Below are 23,194 nucleotides of genomic sequence, written 5' to 3' on the forward strand. Positions count from 1 at the left end.
CCGCTTCGGCCAAGCCGGACCCCTCCTTGCACTAGATCATGCCGAAGTGCGGCAGCGCCCTTGCGAAGCAGCGAAACGGCGAGCACAAGCGCGGAAACTCGACCGCCCAAGGAGCTTGCTGCCCCCGATGTCCGCCCGCCACATGCCGCGCCGCGCCCTTCTCTCCGTTTCCGACAAGAACGGACTCATCCCTTTCGCTCAGAAGCTCTCAAGCCACGGCGTGGTGCTGCTGTCGACCGGCGGTACGGCGAAGGCACTGCGCGAGGCGGGGCTCGATGTGACCGACGTTTCCGACGTCACCGGCTTCCCAGAGATCATGGATGGCCGGGTCAAGACCCTGCACCCTTCCGTTCACGGAGGCTTGCTTGGCCGCGAGGGAATCGACGACGCGGCGATGAAGGAACACGGCATCGCGCCGATCGACCTTCTGGTGGTCAATCTCTATCCCTTCGAAGAGAGCGTCCGCAAGGGCGCTGACGAGGCCGGGCTGGTCGAGACCATCGATATCGGCGGCCCGGCGATGATCCGTGCCGCTGCGAAGAACTTCGAGCGGGTCTGCGTCATCACCGATCCCGAAGACTACGTCCCGCTTCTCGCCCAGCTTGATGAAGGCGGCACGACCAGGTCCTTCCGCAAGCAACAGTCTTCGATCGCCTACGGACGAACTGCCCAGTACGACCTCCTCATCTCCCAGCAGCTCCATGAAGGCGAAGAACCGCCGCGCCGCACGGGGTCCGTCGGTCGCCTTGCCAGCACCCTGCGCTATGGCGAAAACCCGCACCAGAAGAGCGCTTCCTACACGACTGCGGAGGAGCGCATCGGCGTTCTCTCCGCCGAACAGCTCCAGGGCAAGGAGCTCAGCTACAACAACCTCAACGACACGGATGCCGCGCTGGAGCTGGCAGCGGAGTTCCGCGACCGGCCAGCAGTCGTGATCGTCAAACATGCCAATCCCTGCGGCGTCGCGACGGGCGACAGCATCGCCGAGGCTTATACCCGCGCGCTCCGTTGCGATCCGGTGTCGGCCTTTGGCGGCATCATCGCATCGACCCGGAGGATCGACCGTCAGGCTGCGGAAGAGATCACGAAGATCTTCACCGAAGTCGTGATCGCCCCCGGCATCGATGAGGATGCGAAAGAGCTCTTCGCGAAGAAGAAAAACCTCCGCCTCCTGATGATTCCGGAACTCCCCGATCCGGCCCAGCCGAGAAAGATCCTTCGCCCGATCGCCGGCGGCTTCCTGATGCAGGACCATGACACGATCGTTTTCGCAGACGAGCTGAAAGTCGTCACGAAACGCGCGCCTTCCGAGAAGGAGATGGCGGATCTCCGCTTCGCCTTCACGGTGGCGAAGCACGTCAAATCGAACGCGATCGTCTACGCCAAGGACGGCGCCACCGTCGGTGTGGGCGCAGGGCAGATGAGCCGCCTCGACTCATCGCGCATCGCCGCTCGCAAGTCACAGGACGCCGCCGAGGCTGCGGGTCTCAAGGAGCCGCTGGTCAAAGGCTCGGTGGTCGCCTCCGACGCCTTCTTCCCCTTCGCCGACGGCCTTCTGGCTGCGGCGGATGCCGGCGCCACGGCCGTGATCCAGCCGGGAGGCTCCATGCGGGATGATGAAGTGATTGCTGCTGCCGACGATGCAGGTCTCGCCATGGTGTTTACTGGCCTGCGACACTTCCGGCACTAAGACCGGACAAAGACCAACAAACCAAAGAAGAAACCAAAAGAAGAAGTGAGGAAGCCCGATGGCACTGGATGAACTGGAACGCGAAACAACGTTCCGCGAGAGCGTCGACATCATGTTCGACCGTGCCGCGGCGCACCTCGATATCTCCGAGGGCCTGAAGCACAAGATCAAGGTCTGCAATTCGGTCTACGCCGTGCGCTTCGGTGTCCGCCTTCGCGGGGACATCCACACCTTCACCGGGTACCGCGCCGTCCACTCCGAGCATAAGGAACCCGTCAAGGGCGGTATCCGCTACGCCCTGTCCGTGGACCAGGACGAGGTCGAGGCGCTGGCGGCGCTAATGACCTATAAATGTGCCCTGGTCCAGGTGCCTTTCGGCGGCTCGAAAGGCGGCCTGAACATCAATCCCAAGGACTGGGACGAGGAAGAACTCGAGCGGATCACGCGCCGGTTCACCTCAGAACTCGCCAAGCGTGACCTGATCCACCCCTCGCAAAACGTGCCGGCACCGGACATGGGCACGGGCGAGCGCGAGATGGCATGGATGGCTGACCAGTACCGCCGCCTGCACCCGACCGACATCGACAGCCTGGCCTGCGTCACGGGCAAGCCCCTGAGCGCTGGCGGTATCGCCGGTCGTGTCGAAGCGACGGGGCGCGGTGTCCAGTTCGCGCTGCACGAGTTCTTCCGCCACGACGAGGACGTCCGCGAAGCGCGGATGCAGGGCGATCTCGAGGGCAAGCGGGTGATCGTCCAAGGCCTCGGCAATGTGGGCTATCACGCTGCGAAATTCCTGTCCGAAGAAGATGGTGCACTGATCATTGGCGTCGCCGAGCGTGACGGCGGCATTTACGACGAAAAGGGCATCGATGTCGAAGCTCTCAGGCAGTTCATCAACAAGACCGGCGGCGTCCGTGGGTACCCCCATGGTACCTGTATCACCGATGGCACCAAGCTGCTGGAAGAGGATTGCGACATCCTCATCCCGGCTGCGGTCGAGGGCTCGATCTGGCGCGGCAACGCGCCCAACGTGCAAGCGAAGCTTATCATCGAGGCCGCGAACGGCCCGATCACAGCGAATGCCGACACCATCCTCCGCGAGAAGGGCGTGGTCATCATTCCCGACATGTACGCCAACGCCGGCGGCGTGACGGTTTCCTATTTCGAATGGGTCAAGAACCTCAGCCATATCCGCTTCGGTCGCATGCAGCGCCGGGAGGACGAGAAGCAGAAGATGCTTCTTCTCCAGGAGCTCGAGAAGATGACCGGACAGAAGTTTTCGCCGGAATTCGTCGCGAAGTTCGGTCGGGGTGCGGATGAGATTGACCTCGTCCGGTCAGGTCTCGATGACACCATGCGCCTTGCTTACCAAACCATGCGGGAAGCGTGGCGCTCGGTCGATGCGATCGAAGACATGCGTACCGCGGCCTATTATGTCTCGCTGAAGGACATTGCCGAAAGCTATCGCTCGCTCGGCCTCTGAAACTGCGCATAGGGCGGGCCTTCGGGCTCGCCGCTGCACGCTCGCCTGGTGGGGACCAGCCCGACACGAACGGATCCTGCCTTGAGTCCCATTCTCTCCGGTCTTGTTCCCATCGCCGCGGCGATTGGCCTTGGTTGGGCGGCGCGCCGATCGGGCCTGATGCGGGCCGAGTTCTGGCCCGGAGTGAACAAGCTCGCCTACCTCGTCCTGCTCCCGGCGCTCCTCTACGCGACGATCGCGCGCGCAGGCTTCAGCGGTATGGGCACGGGGACATTCCTTGCCGCGGCGACGGTCGCTTTCCTCGCGATGGCTCTCATTGCCGTAGCGCTCAAACCGCTGCTGCGTGCTTCCGGGCCGGACTTCACCAGTGTCTTCCAGGGCGCGGTGCGGTGGAACGGTTTCGTCATCCTCGCGCTGGCGCAGGCCAGCCTCTCAGCGGAGCAGGCCGCGCTGGTCGCCATCGTGTTCGCGCCCACCGTCCCGCTCATCAATGTCCTCTGTGTCGCGGCACTCTCCGTATGGGGAGCGAATGAGGGTCAGGTCAGCGCGGGCCGCGTCGGCTTCAGGATCGTCACCAATCCGCTGATCGTCGGTTGCGCGCTGGGTGCCCTCGCCAGCGTCGTCCCGGTCCTGCGCGCTCCACTGCTGCTCGAAACGGCGGAGCTGGTCGGAAGAGGCGCCCTTCCCCTCATCCTGCTGACCATCGGCGCGGGGCTCGATTTCTCCGCCATCGGAGCGAAGCCGCGCCTTCTCGCGGTCGCCGTCGCCCTGAAGCTGATTGTCGCCCCGGCAGTCTTCATCGCCATCGGGCACATGTTCGCCGCGCCGCGCGAGGTGATCGTCGTGCTGGCCGCCATCGGTGCGGCCCCTGGCGCGGCGTCGAGCTACGTCCTAGCCAAGGAACTGGGCGGCAACGCAGAGCTGACCGCCGGCCATGTGACTGTCACGACGGTGCTAACGTTTCTCAGCTTGCCACTCTGGATCCCGCTGGCCGGCGCATGACACCAAAGATAAGAAACCCTGCCGTTTCTGAGAACTTCACTGCAGAAGGATCTATCTGCATTGATATGTCCGGTTGAAGTATTCGAGCCATTCAGTTAACATCTTTCCGTTGGAAGGCGGGATTCCCGAGATGACTCGGGACAGTCCCTCCGGGGGAAAATGATGAAAAAGCTTATCTATTCTACAGTAGCGGTCGTCGGCATGGTCGGCTCTGCAAACGCTGCAATCGTAAACGCCACCGCGGACTGCGAAATCGGCCTTACGCCGCCAGCGGGCGTCACCTGCGCCACGGATAACGCCCGGCGCAACCTCGGCAATGTCGAGTTCTCGACGGCTGGTGACGGCGACTTCTTCTCCCTCGGCCTTGGCGGCTCGGCGACGTTCGAGATCAATCCTCAGTTTACCGGCAACGGCGTCGTGGTCGAGGTGACCTTCGGCGGCGCCAGCAGCTCACACAATGAAGCAGCAGAGATCTACGTCTCTTCCGACGGCGTCAACTTCAGCTTCGTGACAACGGTCGATAACCAAGGCAGCACCTCAAGCCTGCAAGCTTCGATGTTCAATGTCGGTGCTGGTCCGTTTTCGTTCATCCGCTTCATCGACGTTTCGCAGACGACCTTCTCGAACACGCGGAGCTCTGACGGCTTCGACATCGACGCCTTCTCGGTCCAGGCCGTCCCGATTCCGGCAGGTGCGCTTCTCCTGCCGACGGGCCTGATTGCCCTCCAGATCGCACGGAGAAAGCGTCGCGCCTGAACGGCCTGCCCATTCACAAAAAAGGCGACGCCGCGGCGTCGCCTTTTTCTTTTCCCAGGCTGGGTTCGGCCCTAGCTGTCTTTGAACTGCTCGCCGGTTTCATCGAGCTCGAAGCGGTACACCTCACGGCAGAAGTCGCAGGTGACCTCGATTGCCTCATCCTCGATCATGTCATCGATGTCCGCCCGTGAGTACTGCGCCAGGACGGCCGCAATCTTTTCCCGGTTGCAGGTGCATCCGAAGTGCACCGTCGACGGATCGAAGACCCGCACGCCGTCTTCGTGGTAGAGGCGGAAGAGAAGTTGCTCCGGTGAGACCGTTGGATCGAGCAGTTCGTCCGCGTTCACCGTGTCGAGGAGGATCGCCGCTCGGTTCCATGCGTCGTGGTCCTCCGCCTCCATCAACACTTCCTCGCCGCGCTCGCGGGTACCGCCCTCGCCCGGCATGAACTGGGCCATGATCCCGCCAGCACGCCAGGTCGTGTTGCCGTCAGCATCCGTGATCTGGCCGACGGCCAGCTCGATCGCCGTCGGGATCTGCTCCGACTGCGCGAAGTATTTCACCGTCGCCTTGGCGAGGTTCGGGCCTTCGAGCGGAACGACGCCCTGGTAGCGTTCCATGTCCGCGCCTTGGTCAATGGTCATGGCCATGTGACCCTTGCGCAGCAGGAAGTGAAGTTCCGGTCCCTGGGCCTGGGCCGCCACATCCTCATGGCCAGACTGCAGCGTTGCCGTCGCGCGGAGGGCTCCGCCGACGGTGTAATCGGCGACCACCATCGAGACGGGACCGTCGCCATGGGCCTGCAGGATCAGCTTGCCGTCGAACTTCAGCGAAGCGCCGAGCATCGCGACCAGGGCCGCGGCCTCGCCCACCAGCTGCTGCACAGGCAGGGGGAAATCATGACGCTTCAGGAGGTCGTCGATGGCCGGACCCAGGCGCACGAGGCGTCCGCGCACCGCAGATTCGCCGACCTGGAAGGGAAGGATGATATCATCGGAGCTGCCGCCTCGCCGGGGCGCTTCGTCGAACATGGTCTATGCTTTCAGTTTGTAGCCGCGCTTGAAGAGGATGTAGGTGATGGCGCAGGCTAGGAATGACAACCCCAGCGAGATGACAGCTCCTCTAGCTACGGGCGCGTCGCTGACGCCGATGAAGCCATAGCGGAAACCATCGATCAGGTAGAACAGCGGGTTGAAGGACGAAACGTCCTCGACCCAGCCGGGCAGGCCCTCTTTCTTCACCGAGTAGAACGTTCCCGACAGGAAGGTCAGGGGCGTGATGACGAAGTTGGTGATGAGCGCCAGCTGGTCGAACTTCTCAGCCCACATCCCGGCGATCGCGCCAACCGCCCCCAGCATGATGGATGCCGTCAGCGAGAAATAGATGACCGCAGCGGCGTTGTGGATGCCAAAAGGCCCACCCGTCGCGACCATGAACAGCGCGATGGTCACGGCCGTGACGAAGCCGACCATCAGGCCGCGCGTGGCGGCGCCCATGACGAAAGCGATGGTCAGCTCTGCGGCGGAGAGCGGCGGCATCAGGATATCGACCACCGACCCCTGAACCTTGCCGATGATCAGGGAGCTCGATGCGTTCTGGAACGCGTTGTTCAGCACCGCCATCATGATGAGGCCGGGCGGCAGGAAGGCGGCGAAGGGAATGACCTGCCCTTCCATCGTCACGTCGCGATCCGCGCCGAAGGCCACGAGAAAAACCGTGAGGTACAGCATCGTCGTGATGATCGGCGCAAGGACGGTTTGCGCGGCGACCTTCAGATAACGCATCACTTCCTTTTTGTAGAGGGTCCACAGACCCAGCCAGTTCATACGGCCGAATCGTCTCTCGCCGAAGGCAGGAGCCTCAACGGCCTCTGGTGATGCAGTGTCACGCGCCATGGGGAAACCTTTCCGTCGCGGTCCAGCCCCTTACCGCTATGGGAGGCAGGATACAGCCTCATCTGTGGAGAAAAACGACGCGGACAAGATCTGGACCTTAATAACTCGGTGACCATTCATCTTGTGCTGAGCTTCGCGAAAGGTCACAACATATGGGGACACAGATTGCGGCCTTACCAGATATAGGGTCACGGTCTGGGACCCCAGGAGGACCAGGAGGAAGACCGATGGCGTGGACGGAAGAGCGTGTTGAGGAGCTGAAGAAACTCTGGGCAGAGGGGCATTCAGCCAGTCAAATTGCTGCGCGTATGGGCGGCGTCACGAGAAACGCGGTGATCGGCAAGGTGCACCGGCTCGGCCTCTCCGGTCGAGCGGCACCTGCAAAGCCGAAAGCCGTGCACCATGAACCGAGGGTTTCCGCGGCCGTGGCGACCGCATCGGAAGCGCCGGAGCGCCCTGCGGTCCGAAGCGTGCTGCGCGACCTCCCTCCGCTCACGGATCTTGGGTCGAGTCGGCTGACCGTGAGCTCGATCGGCACAGACCAATGCAAATGGCCGATTGGTGATCCGGCGTCGGAGGACTTCCACTTCTGTGGCCAAGGCGCGACCGGCGGCAAACCCTACTGCGCCTATCACTCGCAGCTGGCATTCCAGCCCTCGACTTCAAGAAAAGAACGCAAGAGCCGCGAAGCCCCGGCCCTTCCCCGCCCGATCCGAGCCGTGAGCTAGGACAGACTGGATCGCCTCCCGGAGGGCGCAAACGCCCCGGATGCCAGGCCGTGGGGAGCGCGGGTGGGAAGACTTATCCCCCTCCGCTCCAGCCAGTCTATCCTCTCTGTCCCTGCTGCTCTTCAGGACAATCCGGGTTCGTCACGGTTTGGCAGCGGGGCGGTGTTCCATCGCCCTGGGATGACAACCCTTGGGCGCTGGCCGAGGGCTTAAAGTGCTCTGTGAGCCCTCGCAGAAAAACACCGGGAGCGGACGCAAAAGGCCCGCCTACAAATTATACGAGAAGCGAGCCCTAGCGTCCGCTCCGTTACCTGATTTTCCCACAACCACCCACGGGTGGCTCAACGCGCTGACCCCTCCTCCGTCATCCGTATAAGCCTTCGGCTTTCCGGGATGGCGGACGACCGGCCAAGAAAGCGAAACTCCCCAGAGGCCGAAAAACGTCTACTTGCCCGCGAGCGCAGCGGCTTCCCGCCAGTCGGGAAGTGGCGCAGGCTTCATCCGCCCTTCTGCGAACAGTGGCGCCTGGTCGGCGTAATGGGGAGAGCCTGGACGCCCCATCGCGGCGCCGAAGGGATAGATGGTCTCGGCGCTCAACCCCCCGTCTGCGTCCCAGCGCACATAGGCGATATAGCTGTCACCGTTGAGGCCATAGAGCCGGCCATCCTCGTCGAAGCCCCAATAAAGAGCCTTCAGCGCGTCGGGCCCGCCGGTGAGCGGCAAGTCCTTTTCGCCCCGGCGCAGCCGGGACAGATTCTCGAACGGAGGATCAAGCCTGCCAAACGTCGCGCGCAGGTGATCCGCCGCCTCGGTGATCGCCTCTTCATGGGTGGGCATGGCGTGCCAGCCGCGCATGCCGAGATAGAGGTCATAGATGACAAGCGCGGCCAGCGAATCTGCCGCCCCCCGACCGTCGAGGTCATAGTCGAACTGGCGTAGGAGCGCGGCGGCTTCCTCGTCATACTCGGAGAGGTTCTCATCGGAGACGAGATCTACGAACTTAGCGCCGAGCGGGCTCTCGGGATCATAGGCGGTGTCGTATTTGATGCGGTGAAGGTCCGCATGGGTCAGCGGGCCCTCATGCTTCTCGAGGAGCGTCAGGGCCCGGACGATGCGGTTCGTCACCTTGTCCTCGATGCCCACGAGTTTGCTGAACCGCTCTTCGCTGAGGTTTTCGTCAGAGGCCGTCGCAAGGAAAGGCGTGTTGTTCGCATTGACGAGATACCCGCTCTCCGGATTCACATAGGAAGGAATCGCGTCGAACGGCTCATACTCCGTCCACACCAAAGCCGGATCGTCGCCCGGCAGGACACCCGACCAATCGACGGACGGATCGCGTTTCGGAAATGCCGCGTTGTAGAGATAGGCGATGTTCCCTTCCCTGTCCGCATAGACGAAATTGGTCGATGGGATTGCCTGCATTTTCATCGCGTCCATCCAGTCGTCAAAGGACTTGGCGTGGTTGAGGCGGTAGTATTGCTCAAAGTGGCGCACTTCGCCCATGCCGCCATAACGGAAGGCATAGGCGCCCTTGTCGTTGCGCATGACCGGGCCGTGCACGGAGTGCTCGACCGTCTGGCGAACGGGAACGAGGAACGGGCCGAACTTCACCTTGATCCAGAAACTCGTTTTCTCGAGGTCCCGCCACTCACCGTCGAACAGGTATCGGTCGCCACTGTCGTCGAGAGTGAGCTTGTAGATATCGGTCAGGTCCGGGACGTTGACCGTGTTCGTCCAGGACAGGTGTTCATTATACCCCATCAGGATGAACGGCACGCCGGGGAACAAGGGGCCTGCCATGGACCAGCCCTCGCCCGACGCAATGCGCGCCTCGTACCAGGCGAGCGGGCCTTCCCAAGGCTGGTGCGAGTTGGAGATCAGGACGGTGGAGCCATCCGCCATCTTGGTCGGCGCGATGGCGAAGGCGTTCGAGCCGCGGGCGATTTCCGGTGCCTCTTCCGGGACATTGCCTTCGGCAAGGTCGCCAATGATGTCGTCGAGGCCGAAGAAGAAGGGGGAGATCAGGACGAAGCCTGCGATCACGTCCTGCTCGGTGACCGGGAAGAGCTGGTGGCGGATGATCTCGTCGGGGTGGTCCGCGGCATATCGGTTGAGGCCGTAGGCATAAGCCTTTGCCATGGCGCGCGCTTCTTCGCTCAGCTCACCTATTTTCCGAGCTGCGACTTTCTGGGTCTGGAGGAGCTCATTGACGTAATCGATCTTCGCGCCCTCCTTCCCGGTGATCGCACCGAGCTGGCCGACGATCGGCGCCATCCGCATCTGGATGGTCTCGAAGTCATCCTCGGCGTGCGCGTAGGCCAGACCGTAGGCCACCGCCGCATCGGTCGCGCCATAGACCGACGGAACACCAAACGCGTCACGCTCGATCTTGAATGCTGCCGGAGGGCCATAGCTGCCAAGATGCTCGATCTTCGCCTGGCGGTCGCTGTTCGCCTTGAAGGCAAGGATCGCCCAGAGAACAAGGACGAACGAGGCCAGAGCTAGGCCGATGCGCTTCAACATGATTTCCTCCCGATCGGCTGGACGTCTGTCGCGCCCTCGCCTCCGGGTGATGTCATAGCGTAATCAGGCAGCTGGCGCACGGGCCTGTCGCCGCAGGCTCACTCCGCGGCGAGGCTGGCGGTGTCGGGCTGGGGAACCACGCCATCCACCGGCAGGTGGCAGGTCACGGTGGTGCCCTCGTCCTCGCGGCTCGAGAGCTTCACGAAGCCGCCATGCAGGCTGACGAAGCTGTCGACGAGGGCGAGCCCCACGCCTGCGCCTGCGCCGGGACCAGCCGCCTCGTAGCGCTCGAACACCTTGGCCTGGTCGGCGGGCGTGACGCCGCGCCCGGTGTCGGAGACCCAGAGCCGGACCATCTCGCCTTCGCGCTCCGCGCCGAGGGTCACTTCGCCGCCCGGCTCGGTGAACTGGAAGGCATTAGAGAGAAGGTTGAAGATCACCTGCTTGAGGCGGCGCTCGTCGCCACGGATCATGCCGATATTGCTGTCGCAGTCGATGACAAGCTTGATCTGGCTGTCCTCGGCTTTCAACGCGGCATAGGTCTTGGCGTTGTCCATCAGCTCACGGAGGTCCACCTCGCCCATGTCGAGGTCGAGCTGCCCGGCATCCACGGCCGCGAGGTCGATGATGTCATTGACAAGATCGAGCAGCTTCAGGGAGCTGGCGACGATCGCGGCGGTATAGTCCTTCTGGCGATCCGTCAGCGGACCGGCGAACTCGTTCTCGAGAACCTCGGCGAAGCCCTTGATGACGTTGAGCGGGTCACGGAGCTGGTAGGAAATGTGGTTGGTGAAGCGCGTCTTGATGCGGTCGGCTTCTTCGAGGATCTGGTTGCGGACTTCCAGTTCCTTCTGACGCTCCTGCGCATCCGTCACGTCGATGAAGCTGACCAGGGTCGCACCATCGGGAAGCGGCGAGGTGGCATAGGCCATCCAGCGGCCGTCCTTCAGCTTGAACGGCCCACCGGTGCGCGTGGCGCGGTCCTGGGGCGAAAAGCTGACAATGCGGCGCTTCATGTCGTTGAAATCGTCGGTCGCGCGCGGTGCGAGGGCAATAAACTCCGATGCCAGACTGTCGAAGTGCGGAGCATCGGCGAGCTGTTCGTCGCTGAGTGCCCACATTTCCTCGAATGCCTTGTTGAACAGCGCAAGGCGCCCATCGGCACCGAACACGGCCACGCCCTCGGTCAGGTTGTTGAGGGTCGCGGCCTGCACCTTGATCTGCGTCTGATAGAGCGTCTGCAGCTTGACGGTCTTGGTGATGTCCTCGAACACGACAGCCACACCGCCAAGCGCATGGCGCCCCTGGGCCACGCGGAGGGTTCGGCCCGAGGGGAGGTTCCACGTTTCGTCAGGACGCTGGCCATCATCGTCGGTGTAGATCGTCAGCTGCTTGCGTTTCCACTCCGCGAAGTCGGACTGGGCCGGTAGTTTCTCGAGGTGACGCAGGCGGTCGAGAATTTCCGCATGGCTCGGCTTGTGCAGCAGGTCCGCCTCTTCGAGGCCCCAGAGCTCGACGAAGCTCTGGTTGTAGTATTCGAGCGACTGGTTGGGGCCGAAGACCGCGACAGCGGTGCGCAGTTGGTCGATGGTCTGGCGGTGCGCTTCCTGGTGGCGACGCAGCTCTTCATTGGCCTTGTCCTCGCGCGTCACGTCGATGGCGATACCAGCCATCGACACCCGGTCGCCCGAGGCGTGCATCGGCTGCTCGATGATCCTCAGCACACGGCGCTGGCCGCGGATGTTGACGCGGATGAGGTCGTCGGCGGCCTTGCGGCCAGAGCGGGCATGCTCGGTCTTGGCTTTCTCGGCCACCTTCACGCAGGCGGGGTCGATTTCCTTCTGCTCGGCAATGACCTCTTCCATGTTGATGGCCTCGACCATCTCCACATAGGCCTTGTTGACCCATTCGAGCTTGAGGTCGGGCGAGCGGCGCCAGGCGGCAATGGGTGCCTTGTCGAGGGCATTGAACGCGCCGTGGAGATCCGAGGCGCGGTCACGGGCCTGGCCCATGACGCCAGCTTCCTCGGCGAGGCGCACGGCGGGATCGGTCAGCCACAGGGTGACCTGATCGCCAGCGACGCGGCCATCGCACTCGATCGAACGCCCCTCCTCCGTGACGAGCGATCCTGAGAAGCTGAGCCCTTCGGAGCGGAGAAGATGCACCTTCTCGCGCAGGGTCGCGGTCTTGGTCGAGGAACGGTCATCGGTCAGCGGCAGGTCGCCAAAAGCATCGAGAAGGCTCTCCGCCGGACGGAAGAAGGCTTCGGGGTCCTTGGAGGCAAAGGTGATGAGACTGGCCAGCGCCGCCGGACCACCGAGGACGCGAGGGTTACCCCAGCCATCATTTACCGCGGCATCGCTCTCGGCCCAGACGAGGACAAGGCCGGGATGACTAGCGAGAATCGACTCCGACTTCTCGAGCTGCGCCTCCATCTGCGCGAGGCTCTTCGACCAATCGCGGGTGAGGTGCGACGATGCGGAGGTCGCGCGCAGGGCCCAGATCAGGGCCCCGATGGCGAAGAACACCGCGCCGAGGGTCACGGCCAGGTTGGGATCAATGGCCAGGGTGCCTTCGCCCAGCACGTCCGCGCTGCCGTTCTGCATAAGGAACACCGACACACTGACCACGAGGGCAGCAAGTACGGCGATTACGCTTCCTTTGATGGCGGCATTCATGGCGGGCGTCCCCTGATGCGAGTCGGACTCGTGGCGTTAACAACTGTCACACCACCGAAATGGCTAACAACGCGTTAAACAGTGTGAATGGATTCTTAGGCATGTTCGCCCGTCAGGCGAAAGAGCCATCATCAACACGTTTTGCAGGTTGCCGGAGTCGCCGGTTCCCTGCCCTGTCATCCCGGACGGCCCGAGCCGCCCAAGGATGATCTCCGGTCACGCGGCAACTTGTTCCCGCAGTGCACGGAACAGCGCACGCATTGCCAGCACGTCGCCACCCTTGGGCCTGCCGGGCCTCGCAGCGGGAACCCAGGCGAAGGTGTCGATGTGGGTGTAGGGAATATCGCCGACGAAACGCTTGAGGAACAGCGCCGCAGTGATCGAGCCGGCGAATGGCGTATCCGCCGCGTGATTCACATCGGCAATGTCGGATTTGAGATAGCTGCCATAGCGGTCCCAGAAGGGCATCGGCCAGAGCGGGTCACTGATCCTCGTTCCGGCGTCGATGACCCGCTGCTGGAATGCAGGCTCGGTCGAGTAGATCGGCGGCAGGTCCGGGCCGAGGGCGACCCGCGCCGCGCCGGTCAGCGTTGCCAGAGTGAGTATACGGTCTGGTTTGCCCTCGGTCGCGAGCGCCAGGGCGTCGGCAAGGATCAGGCGGCCTTCCGCATCGGTGTTCGAGATCTCGACGGTCTGGCCCTGACGGCTGCGGAACACATCGCCGGGGCGGAAGGCGTTGCCCGAGATCAGGTTCTCCACGGCGGGAACGAGGAGCCGCAGCTTGATCGGCAGGTTCTCCTCCATGATCCGCCGGGCCAGCGCGATGGACGTCGCAGCTCCGCCCATGTCCTTTTTCATGAGAGCCATGGCGTTGCCCGGCTTGAGATTCAGGCCACCTGAATCAAAGCAGACACCCTTACCGACCAGCGCGAAGCTATGCTCGCCGCCGCCGTCCCATTCGAGCTCGATCAGGCGCGGCTCGATCGCCGCCGCTCGGCCCACGGCGTGGATCAGCGGAAACTCCTCCGCGAAGCCCTCGCCCTTGTGGACTTTCACCGTGGCCCCGAACGCGTCGGCGAGCTTGCGCGCTTCATCTTCGAGCGCATCGGGGCCCATCTCTTCCGCCGGCGTGTTGATAAGGTCGCGGCCGAGCCCCACCGTGGCCGCCTCGCGGGAGACCGCCTCCGCGCGGCCACCATCGTCGATCAGCAGGACCGGATGCTCCGAAGGCTTGCCATAGCGATCGTAGCGATAGGCACCGAGGGCGAAGCCGAGCGCCGCCAGGGTTTCGTCGAACCCCTTCGGGAGTGCTGCAACCCTGTAGTCCCCCTCAGGCAACTTCGCGCCTGCCGTGCCGAGCGCCAGCGGTTCGTCGCCGTCCCCTGCGCCGATCAGGACCCCTGCAGGCGTGATCGCCATCTGGTCGAGCTCGCCCTTGAACTGCGCGAGGGCGGCGGCTTGCTCCGCTCCTTCGGGGAGCTTGTCGTCCCGGTTCAGGAGAAAGAGCGGCGTCGCGGCTTCGGCACGGTCAGCGGCGGACTGGACGGGAGGTTGGGGCAAGGCGGGCTCCGGCAGCGGCTACGCGCCAAGGGCTAAGCAAAGCCGCCGCCCGCGGCAAGCTCAGTATGCTTCGATGCGGCGTTGCCAACCGGCGTCTTCGAAATGGAGGTTGAGGACCTCGTTCTTGCGCAAGGGCTCGAAGGAAGCCTGCGCCGGCGCGTTGGTGCCGACTTGCGCGAGGCGCACGAAGAGGAGGCTCACTTCACGCATGTCGCGAAGCCTAGAGGCGTCGGTGGTCTCGAGCGCGAAGGTGATGTGCAGACGGTCGTCCCCCTCCATCAGGGGCGGCTCGATCGACAGGACCCTCGCATCGGCAAGAACTGCCGGGGCACCCGGGCGCTTGGCGAGGTCGACGCGGTCGCCCGGCATGATGATATCGCGCGAAGGCTCGGGCACGACGCGGGCGCTCACCTGCACGACGCCGCGCGGCAGGGCTTCGGTCACCTCCGTGCTCGCTTGGAGGTGCTTCACCTCGGCTGAGCTCTCCGCAGCCTGCGTCGGTGATGTCTCCAACCGGAACAGGAACGCGCCCACGAGCGCGAGGCCGGTCAGGACGAATGTATCGATTAAGAGAATGGAAAGACGACGACGCACGAACAGGCTCCCAACACTCTTAGCCATGTGTGCTTAGTCTGAAGCTTCCAAATTATGGTTAAGACGAGAGTATCGCTGCGAGGACAACAATCAATAATACGGTAAGGAACGACCAGTCCATAGCGCTGAACCATCTGCGGCTGCGGGCGGTCATGGTCGGTCTTTTCGGCATGGGACGTTGCCTAGCCGAGACGCGCTAAGGATCGGTTGAGAGAGCCGCTCGACTCAAGTGTCGGCGGACGGGATGAAATGGTAGATCCGTGGCCGTTCGGCCGGACGCAGACGCTCCCGGCACCACTCGTCGATAGCCCATGCCATGTCCTGGTCCGGCTCCAGACCCGGTGCGACGACAATGTCGGCGATCAGGCGATCGAGAAATCCGGGCCGACGGCTGAGGCGCACCTCGCATTTCTCGACACCGGGGCTCTCGGCGATGATCTCCGCGATATGGGCCGGATAGACGTTCACCGCGCCGATCTGCACGGCGCCGTCACGCCGTGGACCGAGACGGAACGAACGCTTCCCCTCCCATTCGATCTCATCCATCGGCACGGTCGTCAGGGTGCGCCCGTCCGGACGCTGACGGATCAGGGCATCCCCCTCCCGGTCCCAGTGATCGAACAGGATGAAAGGCTCGGACTGGCTGTCGCGCCATGCGATGACGCCGGTCTCTGTCGACCCGTAGAGCTCCCGCAGCGCGCCGAGGCCGCGCTGGCGAAGCTTCTGGGCGAGATCCATGGTCAGCGCTTCACCGAAGCTGAGCGCGAGCACGTTGCCGGGGATTTCCGGCAAGGTATCGGCGAGGTAGCGCCAAAGCGTCGGTGTGGCGACAACGAGATCACCGAAGCGCAGCATCTCCGACAGCTCGTCCGGGGTCTTGGTCCGCGCGTCGATCACGGGGATGCGCTGGATATTCGGTGCAATGACGACACCGATGAGCCCGAGCAGCGTGTGCGGCGGAACCATGGAGATCGTCCGCCTGCGTCCGGAAAGCAGCGAAGCCACGGCCGCGCCGTCCTGGAACATGTCGTCGGCGGCGTGGCGGGTCGCGGCCTCGTTCGTCTGGGTCGAGGGATAGAAGCTGAAACTGATGAGCTCGTCGCGCGCAAGCTTGGAGAGCTCGCGCGCCCAGTCACCGATGGTGGTGCCGGGCTCTGCGGGCAAGTCGGCATGGTCTCGGCCGAAATACTCGGTGGCGCGGGCGGCGCAGCCTTCGAGCTGTTCCGGGGTCAAGGCGATACCGCCCTTGCCGAGCTTGGTCTCGGCACCCCAACCCGAATGGACCAGCGTTTCGGTATAGCGCTTGTGCCGTCGCGCCAGCTCATCAGCGATGAGCGATGCGAGGATCTTGCTGATCTGCTCTTCGGAGAAGGTGAAGCTCTTCATGACGCCGCTTTCTCGGCAGCCTCGAGGGCCTGCGTCAAGCGCCGGACACCTTCGATGTCGGGAAGGGCGCCGCCTTGCAGCGCCAGCGGTTCGACGCCGACGAGAGAATTGGTGCGGGCGAGCGGCAGGGATGCGAGGTCCGCCTGCGAGATCGCAGCCTCGGTGACTTCGCGGGCTTCGAGCAGGACCGCCCGGACGATCCCGGGCAGGATCCCGGCACAGACAGGAGGGGTGACCCAGCCGTTTTTCGTCCGCGCAAGGAGGTTGGCCATCGACGTGCTCGCCGGCTCGCTGCGCGTGTTGAGCATGACGGCGTCGCTGGCGCCCTTCCCGGCTGCCTCCATCCGCGCGAGAACCTGGTCCTGGTAGCTGAGGCTTTTCATCCGGCTGAGCGGGGAAAAGTCGTTCCTGCGGTGGGTGCTGACGATCGCGGAAACCGGTTCGCAGCGGCGCGGCCCTGCCGGAGCGATGGTGATGACGCGGCGCACGGAGGGTCCTGGCGGCGGCAGAAGGCCTCTCGGGCCTGTTCCGCGGCTGAGGGTGATGCGCATGGAGCCAGGCGCGTCGCCATGGGCCTCGATGGCGGCGGCGATGTCGGCTTCGATGGCGTGGCGGTCCACTGGAAGCTCGAGAATGGCGCCGCTTTGATCCAACCGGTCGAGGTGCCGGGAAAGCAGGAGCGCGCGGCCACCCTCGACACGGAGCGTGCTGAACAGGCCGTCGCCGAGAAGGAACCCCCGGTCGGTGACGGGTAGCGCAGGCGCGTCGCCGTCAATCCTTTGGCCGTCGAGAAGCGCAATCATCGGCAAAGCTCCAGGAAGTTTCCGAGCAGCCTCCGGCCCTCGGGTGTGAGGATCGACTCCGGGTGGAATTGCACGCCGACATGCGGTCGCGCATTATGGCGGAAGGCCATGAGTTCGTCATCCTCGGACCTTGCAGTCTCGCGAAGATCTGTATCCGCAATATCGCTGACCAAGGCGTGGTAGCGACCCGCCTGAAACGGATTGGCGAGACCCGCGAAAAGCGGGTCGCCGGTATGGCTGATGGCCGAGGGTCGTCCGTGCATCGGCGTTCTGGCGCGCACAGTGCGGCCGCCATAAGCCTCGGCAATGGCAAGATGGCCGAGACAGACACCGAGGATCGGCGTATCGGGAAAGGCTGGCGGCAGGGCTCGGCAGATGCCGGCTTCCGCAGGGGTGTAGGGTCCGGGGCTGAGGATCATGCCTCCAGGAGCGATCTCCGCCACGTCTTCCACCGTGAGCTGATCGTTACGGACGACATCGGTCGCGAACCCGGCTTCGCGGACATAGCGCGCGAGGGTTTCAACGAAGCTGTCGTAATTATCGATGATGAGAATCATGACCGACCCGCCAGCATGCGGAAGAGATAGCCCTTGTCGAGAGCTTCGATATATTCCTTGTGCGGATCGGAAAGAATCGTGACGCCACCGCCGGAGCGGACATCGAGCCTTCGGCATTCCTCATCGATCACCGCGGTGCGGATCGCGACGCTGGCGGCAGCGCGCTTGCCGTCCGTGTAGAAGACCGAGCCGCAATAGGCGCCCCTGCCCTCGCCTTCGAGTGCGGCGATGGCGTCCATCGCGGCGAGCTTCGGCGCGCCCGTGACCGAGCCGCAAGGAAAGGCTGCGCGGAGGGCGTCGGCGAAGAGGAGACCTTCGCGCAAGTGTCCCTCAATGCGCGAATAGAGGTGGTGGACGTGATCGAGGCTGCGCGCTCCGCAAATCTCGGGTTCCGCGATCGAACCGTCGGCACAGACCTTGGCGAGATCATTGCGCATGAGATCCGCGATCATGATGTTCTCGGCACGGTCTTTCGGATCAGCCAGCAGGTCTTCGAGCAGCCTTGCGTCCTCGATGGGGTCCTCCGACCTCGGACGGGTGCCCTTGATCGGCTCGGTTGCAAGGCGGCGGCCTTCAAGTGCAAGGAACAGTTCGGGCGATGCACTGACGATAGCGTGCTCGCCGAGATCGAGCAGCGCGCCGAAACGGGCGGTCAGGGCTTCGCGCCAGGGCAATTGGTCGATGACACGGCCCTCCCCGCCGAACTCCGCAGACTGACGATGGGAAACATTGACCTGGAAGACATCGCCCGCCGCGATCCGACGACGAACGTCCTTTGCCTTTTCCGCGTAAGCCTCGGGCGTGTCGCCCTCATCAAGCCGCAAGGGTGCGGGCATGTGTTCGGGGAGCGGAAGGTCGTCTTGCACCCTCTGCGCCCTGCCGAAGACGCCAAACCAGGCCGCAGGCGCGCCGAGCGGCGGTGGCGGCAGGTCGAGACCGGGTTCCGGTTCCACCGCGCATTCATAGCCGAAATAACCTGCGAGAACGTCGCCTTCCCGAAGCGAGGCTTCAGCTTCGCGCAGGGCCTCGAACGGACGGGCTCCGGGCAGCTCATCATGGTCGCAGCTCCAGACGTCACGAACGTCCGAGAGCTCGATCGCTTCACCGGAAAAACCCGCGGCGAGGATCACCCGCCGCGGCTGTGGCCCGTTCACGCTGGTCTTCGCGCCTCTCCTAGCGCTGGATCGCACCTGCATCGGCGAGGAGCTGGCCGAATTGCGCCTGGTCGGCAAGCAGTTCGAGCGCCCGCTCAAGCTGGCAATCCTTGCCTTCCTCGCACTCGACAGGCTCGATGAAGAGCGCCGTGGCGTTCTCTTCCTCGCGCTCCTTCTCGCGGAGAGCCTCCTGGCCTTCCATCAGGATTTCCTGCACCGAGGCCGACGAGGAGTTCTCGCCCGGCTCGCCAAGGCCAACGGGTTCGTCCTTGTCCACGTCGAGTGCACCGTCGAGGTCCGCTTCCGAGCGGCGCTTGACTGGCTCGTCCTGACCCGGACGAGTGATCGGCATGACGATGTCAGGGACAATGCCCTGCGCCTGGATCGAACGGCCGGACGGAGTGTAGTAGCGGGCCGTGGTCAGGCGGAGCGCGCCCGAATCGCCGCGATTGAGCGGAAGGATCGTCTGCACCGAGCCCTTGCCAAAGGTCTTGGTCCCAAGGATCAGCGCGCGGTTGCGGTCCTGCAGGGCACCCGCGACGATTTCCGAGGCCGAGGCCGAGCCGCCATTGACGAGAACAACGATGGGCTTGCCCTCGAGGACGTCGCCCTTCTTGCCGAGCTCGCGCATCGATTCCTTCCCGCTGCGACCGCGGGTCGAAACGATCTCACCGCCATCGAGGAAGGCATCCGACACGGCCACGGCCTGGTCGAGAAGTCCGCCCGGATTGGAGCGGAGGTCGAGAACGATGCCTTCGAGTCCGCCGGTTTCCTTTTCGAGCTCGCGGATCGCGTCGAGCATCTTGCCGTTCGTCTGGGCGGTGAAGCTCGCAAGGCGGATATAGCCGAAGCGGTCCTGCTCCACCCGCGAAGCGACGGGGTTCACGGTGATGATGTCGCGCGTCAACGAGAATTCGAGGGGTTCGTCGACGCCCTCGCGGGCAACGCGCAGCGTGACCTCGGTGCCCTTGTCGCCCTTCATCAGGTCGGTCGCTTCGGTCAGCGACATGCCGAACACGGACTTGCCGTCGATTTCGAAGATCAGGTCGCCGGGCTCGATACCCGCACGCGCGGCCGGGGTATCGTCAATCGGCGAGATGACGCGAACGAGGCCGCGGCCTATGCCTTCACGCTCCTGGGTCACCTGGATACCGAGGCCACCGAAGGTGCCACGCGTCTGCTCCTGCATTGTCTCGAGATCACGTGGCGGCAGGTAGCTCGAATGGGGATCGAGGGAATTGAGCATGCCCTCGATCGCGCCTTCCATCAGTTCGCGGTCGTCAGGCTCTTCAACATAGTTGCGGTGCACTGTCTCGAATGCCTCACCGAAGAGGTCGAGCTGGCGGAAGGTCTCGGCGTCGAAGGCGGAACGCGCGAAGCCTGCCGTAAGGAGGCCGGCCGTGATCGCGCCGCCGAGGACGGCACCGATCGCCATGGAGGAAACGCTCCGGCGTCCGTCGCCGAGCTCAATCTTCGATCGCTTCATCATCACCTAGCCGCTCTTTCTGTCGCTCGGGCACCCGGTATAGGTGCACGGCTACCTTGCTGCGCTCTTAAATCTGTCATTTGAACCCCCGCTTGTCCAAGCGGAACACCCTCGTCCCGTAAAATATGGACAACTTCTCAGGCGGAATGTCGCGCCCGGAACGGAACCAAGGCCGCTTGCGGTCATCTTGACAGCTCTCAGGAAGGCTCGAACCAAGGGGTGGGATCCACCGGTTGCCCACGTTTCCTGACCTGGAAGCGGAGGCTCGGCGCCTGTGCGCCATTGGCCATGACGCCCACCGGCTCACCCGCGCCCACCCGCTGGCCCTTGCGGACGACAAAGCGGTCGAGGCCGATGAAGATGTTGGTGTAGCCGTCGCCGACATCGATGATCAGGACGTTGCCGAGGGTGCCGAAATTCGACGCCCACTGGACAATTCCCGAATAGGGAGCCGTGACGACGGCACCGGGCCGGGTGGTCATCTGCACCGCGTCACGCTGCTCGCCCACTTCGTCGCGCTGGCCGAACTGTCCTGTCACGACCCCGGCGACGGGGCGTTCGAGCCGGCCACGTGCCTCAGCGAAGGTCCCCGGAAGCTGCCGGTCACGGCGGCTCTGGCGATAGCGCTCGACCACCTCCTCTGCGGACGGCAGGTCGCGCAGCCTGCGCAGGAGCTCCCGGATGTTCGATGCCTCGGCAGCGAGGCGCCGGGCCTCCGCCTCCACCCGCGCGAGCTCGGCGCGGTCCTGCTGATAGGCGGACTGGCGTTCATCAAGGAGACCCTGAAGCAGCCTGCGACGTTCGCCCAGCGAAGCATTGGTGTCATCGAGCGCGCGGCGAGCGGCGCGCTTCTCCGAGCGCAGCCGTTCGAGATCAATGATCTCCTGCTTGCGAGCCTCGACGATCTCGGCCAGCCGCGGGCTGATCGATGACAGCGTCACGGCTGCCAGCGCCGCCCTCTGCGCATCATCGGGGGACACCACGAGCGCAGGCGGCCTCGAGCGCTCGAGATTCTGGAGCGCAGCAAGAACGCGGCTCAGCTCCATCGCCCGGGCATCGCGCTCTTCAAGAGCGATGGCCTCACGCGCTTCGATGTCCTGCAGGTCCTGCTCGAGTTCCGTTGCCCGGCTTTCGGCGGCCTGCAGCGCCGATGCCGTGGACGCGAGCTGGTCGCGAAGGCGATCGAGGGCGTCCTCCATCTCCTCGGTCCGCTCACGGATCTCTTCGGCGGAGCGCTCGCGCTCCTCGATCTGGCGCTCGAGATCCTCGAGCCGCGATTCTTCATCGGGCTGCTGGATCGATGACAAAAGGAAGGCGAGAACGAGAATCATCATTGTCCGCGATGGTAAGGATGCCCGCCGAGGATCGCGAGAGCCCGGTAGAGCTGCTCGGCCAGCATAGTTCTGCACAAGGCGTGGGGCCAGACGGCGCGCCCGAAAGCGAGGGCCTGTCCCCCTGCCCTCAGGATCTCGTCACGGAAGGCCGGATCGAAGCCGTCCGCGCCGCCGATGCAGAAAGCCAGCGCCGGCACGCCCGCATCGCGCTTCGCGGCAATCATCCGGGCTATTTCAGGGGAGGACATCTGCTTGCCCCGTTCGTCAAGCAGCACGGCCTGGCCCGCGATGGCTTGGCGCAGGGTTTCGGCTTCCCGCGCGGGATCATTACCCTTGGCGGGGGCGATGAAGCGCTCTTCCGGGCCTTTCAGCCCGAGCTGGGGCGCGGCACCCGCCGCGCGCTTCAGATATTCCTTCGCCGCCTCGTCGAGGGGGTCGCGCTTCTGCTCCCGCGCAATCGCGAGGAGCTGGAGACGCACTACTGCGCCGCCGGAGCGAACCGCTCGGGCGCCCAGATCCGCTCGAGATTGTAGAAGTCGCGAACCTCCGGGCGGAACAGGTGCACGATGACGTCGCCGGCATCGAGGAGCACCCAGTCGGCAGCCGGTAGGCCTTCGCACTTCACGCCCTGCACACCCATCTCTTTCAGGGCGCGCAGAAGCTTGTCCGCCAGCGCACCGACGTGACGCTGGGAACGGCCCGAAGCTATGACGAGAGTGTCCGCTACATCCGATTTGCCCTGAAGATCGATGGTGACGATCTCCTCGGCCTTCTCCTCATCGAGCCGGGTCAGGACCTGGCTGACGATCTCGGCGGCGGTGATATCCAAGGCGGGGACGTCAGCGTCGCCCATCTCGGCGGGGTTCGGGGCAGCCTTGCCACCCATACTCTGCTGGGAAATCAGCACTTTTCTCCGATTTGCACTCCACTCTGCGGGAGCGTTCCTTAGGTAGCACTTTCCATGCCGAATTTGGAGGGGTCTTCGCGCGCTCTTATCGCGGTCGAGCTTTCTTCCCGGTCGAGCCCGGTCAGGAAGCACCAGGCAGGGGCCGTCCGACGATGCAGTGTCAGCGCCAGGCGCTCGGGAACCTGGGCCTTGGCGAATGCGCGTGCAGCCGGGCTTTGCAAGGCCTCCAGCCGGAAACCGGGGCGCGAGACCACGGCAATCGGGACCATCTCCATCAGCGCCTGCCACCGCCGCCAGCGATGCAGTCCGGCAAAACTATCCGCCCCCATGACGTAGATGAAATCGGTGTGGGGTTCCCTGAGCACCCGTTTGGCGATCGAATCGACAGCGAATGTCGGCCCTTCGGCGGCCTCGGGTTCGACCCTGACATTGGGCAGGCCACGCATCATCTCTCTGGTCGCCGCGATGCGCTCTTCGAGGGGCGCATAATCACCAGCCGATTTCAGCGGGTTTTGCGGCGAGACGAGAACCCGCATCCCTCGCAGATGGAGCCGCTTCATCGCGTGGCGCACAAGAGCGCGGTGACCGGAATGCGGCGGATTGAACGACCCGCCAAGAAGCCCTATTGCGGTCCTGCTCACGACGAAAGTTCCCCCCT

The 23,194-nt window shown here is 64.1% G+C and carries 20 protein-coding genes; 5 read left to right on the plus strand and 15 right to left on the minus strand.

The window, feature by feature from the left end:
- Positions 1-127 precede the first annotated feature (127 nt).
- The 4 genes from purH to IE053_RS13390 all read left to right on the plus strand — a co-directional run bounded on the left by purH (position 128) and on the right by IE053_RS13390 (position 4,931).
- Positions 128-1,690 carry a bifunctional phosphoribosylaminoimidazolecarboxamide formyltransferase/IMP cyclohydrolase gene (gene purH, locus IE053_RS13375; RefSeq protein ID WP_189576790.1) on the plus strand — a complete coding sequence of 521 codons (1,563 nt, stop codon included), beginning with the start codon at positions 128-130 and terminating at the stop codon, positions 1,688-1,690.
- Positions 1,691-1,748: 58 nt separating this feature from the next.
- Positions 1,749-3,173, plus strand: a complete 1,425-nt coding sequence (locus IE053_RS13380; protein WP_189576792.1) for a Glu/Leu/Phe/Val family dehydrogenase — start codon at positions 1,749-1,751, stop codon at positions 3,171-3,173.
- An 81-nt stretch (positions 3,174-3,254) separates the two neighbouring features.
- On the plus strand, positions 3,255-4,175 hold the full coding sequence (locus IE053_RS13385) for an AEC family transporter (RefSeq protein WP_189576794.1): 921 nt from the start codon (positions 3,255-3,257) through the stop codon (positions 4,173-4,175).
- Between the two features lie 159 nt (positions 4,176-4,334).
- Entirely contained in the window at positions 4,335-4,931 is a 597-nt protein-coding gene (locus IE053_RS13390; RefSeq protein ID WP_189576796.1) for a VPLPA-CTERM sorting domain-containing protein, read from the plus strand.
- Positions 4,932-5,002: 71 nt separating this feature from the next.
- On the opposite strand, the gene IE053_RS13395 is transcribed toward IE053_RS13390, so the two are convergent.
- Together IE053_RS13395 and IE053_RS13400 are read right to left on the minus strand one after the other, a co-directional pair.
- Positions 5,003-5,962: an Hsp33 family molecular chaperone gene (locus IE053_RS13395; protein ID WP_189576798.1), complete on the minus strand. Its 960-nt coding sequence runs from the start codon at positions 5,960-5,962 to the stop codon at positions 5,003-5,005.
- 3 nt (positions 5,963-5,965) lie between these two features.
- On the minus strand, positions 5,966-6,826 hold the full coding sequence (locus IE053_RS13400; RefSeq protein ID WP_189576800.1) for an ABC transporter permease: 861 nt from the start codon (positions 6,824-6,826) through the stop codon (positions 5,966-5,968).
- Positions 6,827-7,053: 227 nt separating this feature from the next.
- Here IE053_RS13400 and IE053_RS13405 point away from each other — a divergent pair, with 227 nt between their 5' ends.
- Entirely contained in the window at positions 7,054-7,554 is a 501-nt protein-coding gene (locus IE053_RS13405) for a GcrA family cell cycle regulator (protein WP_189576801.1), read from the plus strand.
- A gap of 444 nt (positions 7,555-7,998) precedes the next feature.
- On the opposite strand, the gene IE053_RS13410 is transcribed toward IE053_RS13405, so the two are convergent.
- The 13 genes from IE053_RS13410 to IE053_RS13470 all read right to left on the minus strand — a co-directional run bounded on the left by IE053_RS13410 (position 7,999) and on the right by IE053_RS13470 (position 23,177).
- Positions 7,999-10,077, minus strand: a complete 2,079-nt coding sequence (locus tag IE053_RS13410; protein WP_189576804.1) for a penicillin acylase family protein — start codon at positions 10,075-10,077, stop codon at positions 7,999-8,001.
- Positions 10,078-10,175: 98 nt separating this feature from the next.
- On the minus strand, positions 10,176-12,755 hold the full coding sequence (locus IE053_RS13415; protein WP_189576805.1) for a sensor histidine kinase: 2,580 nt from the start codon (positions 12,753-12,755) through the stop codon (positions 10,176-10,178).
- A gap of 216 nt (positions 12,756-12,971) precedes the next feature.
- Positions 12,972-14,315, minus strand: a complete 1,344-nt coding sequence (locus IE053_RS13420) for a leucyl aminopeptidase family protein (protein WP_189576807.1) — start codon at positions 14,313-14,315, stop codon at positions 12,972-12,974.
- Positions 14,316-14,375: 60 nt separating this feature from the next.
- Complete coding sequence (locus IE053_RS13425) at positions 14,376-14,909, minus strand: hypothetical protein (protein ID WP_189576809.1); 534 nt, start codon at positions 14,907-14,909, stop codon at positions 14,376-14,378.
- A gap of 225 nt (positions 14,910-15,134) precedes the next feature.
- Positions 15,135-16,295 carry an acyl-CoA synthetase family protein gene (locus IE053_RS13430; protein WP_189576811.1) on the minus strand — a complete coding sequence of 387 codons (1,161 nt, stop codon included), beginning with the start codon at positions 16,293-16,295 and terminating at the stop codon, positions 15,135-15,137.
- Positions 16,292-17,098 (minus strand): aminotransferase class IV, encoded by an 807-nt coding sequence (locus IE053_RS13435; RefSeq protein ID WP_189576814.1) that lies wholly within the window; start codon positions 17,096-17,098, stop codon positions 16,292-16,294. Before IE053_RS13435 ends, IE053_RS13430 begins: the two co-directional genes overlap by 4 nt.
- Positions 17,095-17,655 (minus strand): anthranilate synthase component II, encoded by a 561-nt coding sequence (locus IE053_RS13440; protein WP_189576816.1) that lies wholly within the window; start codon positions 17,653-17,655, stop codon positions 17,095-17,097. Before IE053_RS13440 ends, IE053_RS13435 begins: the two co-directional genes overlap by 4 nt.
- On the minus strand, positions 17,652-18,809 hold the full coding sequence (locus tag IE053_RS13445; protein WP_189576818.1) for an anthranilate synthase component I family protein: 1,158 nt from the start codon (positions 18,807-18,809) through the stop codon (positions 17,652-17,654). The genes IE053_RS13440 and IE053_RS13445 overlap by 4 nt, the downstream gene beginning before the upstream one ends.
- A 19-nt stretch (positions 18,810-18,828) precedes the next feature.
- Positions 18,829-20,295: a S41 family peptidase gene (locus IE053_RS13450; protein ID WP_373302889.1), complete on the minus strand. Its 1,467-nt coding sequence runs from the start codon at positions 20,293-20,295 to the stop codon at positions 18,829-18,831.
- A 197-nt stretch (positions 20,296-20,492) separates the two neighbouring features.
- The gene (locus IE053_RS13455; RefSeq protein WP_189576820.1) at positions 20,493-21,629 is read right to left on the minus strand and encodes a murein hydrolase activator EnvC family protein; all 1,137 of its coding nucleotides are present in this window, start codon (positions 21,627-21,629) and stop codon (positions 20,493-20,495) included.
- Positions 21,626-22,108 carry a 23S rRNA (pseudouridine(1915)-N(3))-methyltransferase RlmH gene (locus tag IE053_RS13460; protein ID WP_229786227.1) on the minus strand — a complete coding sequence of 161 codons (483 nt, stop codon included), beginning with the start codon at positions 22,106-22,108 and terminating at the stop codon, positions 21,626-21,628. Before IE053_RS13460 ends, IE053_RS13455 begins: the two co-directional genes overlap by 4 nt.
- Positions 22,108-22,482 (minus strand): ribosome silencing factor, encoded by a 375-nt coding sequence (gene rsfS, locus IE053_RS13465; RefSeq protein ID WP_373302890.1) that lies wholly within the window; start codon positions 22,480-22,482, stop codon positions 22,108-22,110. The genes IE053_RS13460 and rsfS overlap by 1 nt, the downstream gene beginning before the upstream one ends.
- 92 nt (positions 22,483-22,574) lie before the next feature.
- Entirely contained in the window at positions 22,575-23,177 is a 603-nt protein-coding gene (locus tag IE053_RS13470) for a nicotinate-nucleotide adenylyltransferase (RefSeq protein WP_189576822.1), read from the minus strand.
- Positions 23,178-23,194: the final 17 nt, after the last annotated feature.

Source organism: Parvularcula lutaonensis (assembly GCF_014651915.1).
Taxonomy (GTDB): Bacteria; Pseudomonadota; Alphaproteobacteria; order Caulobacterales; family Parvularculaceae; genus Parvularcula; species Parvularcula lutaonensis.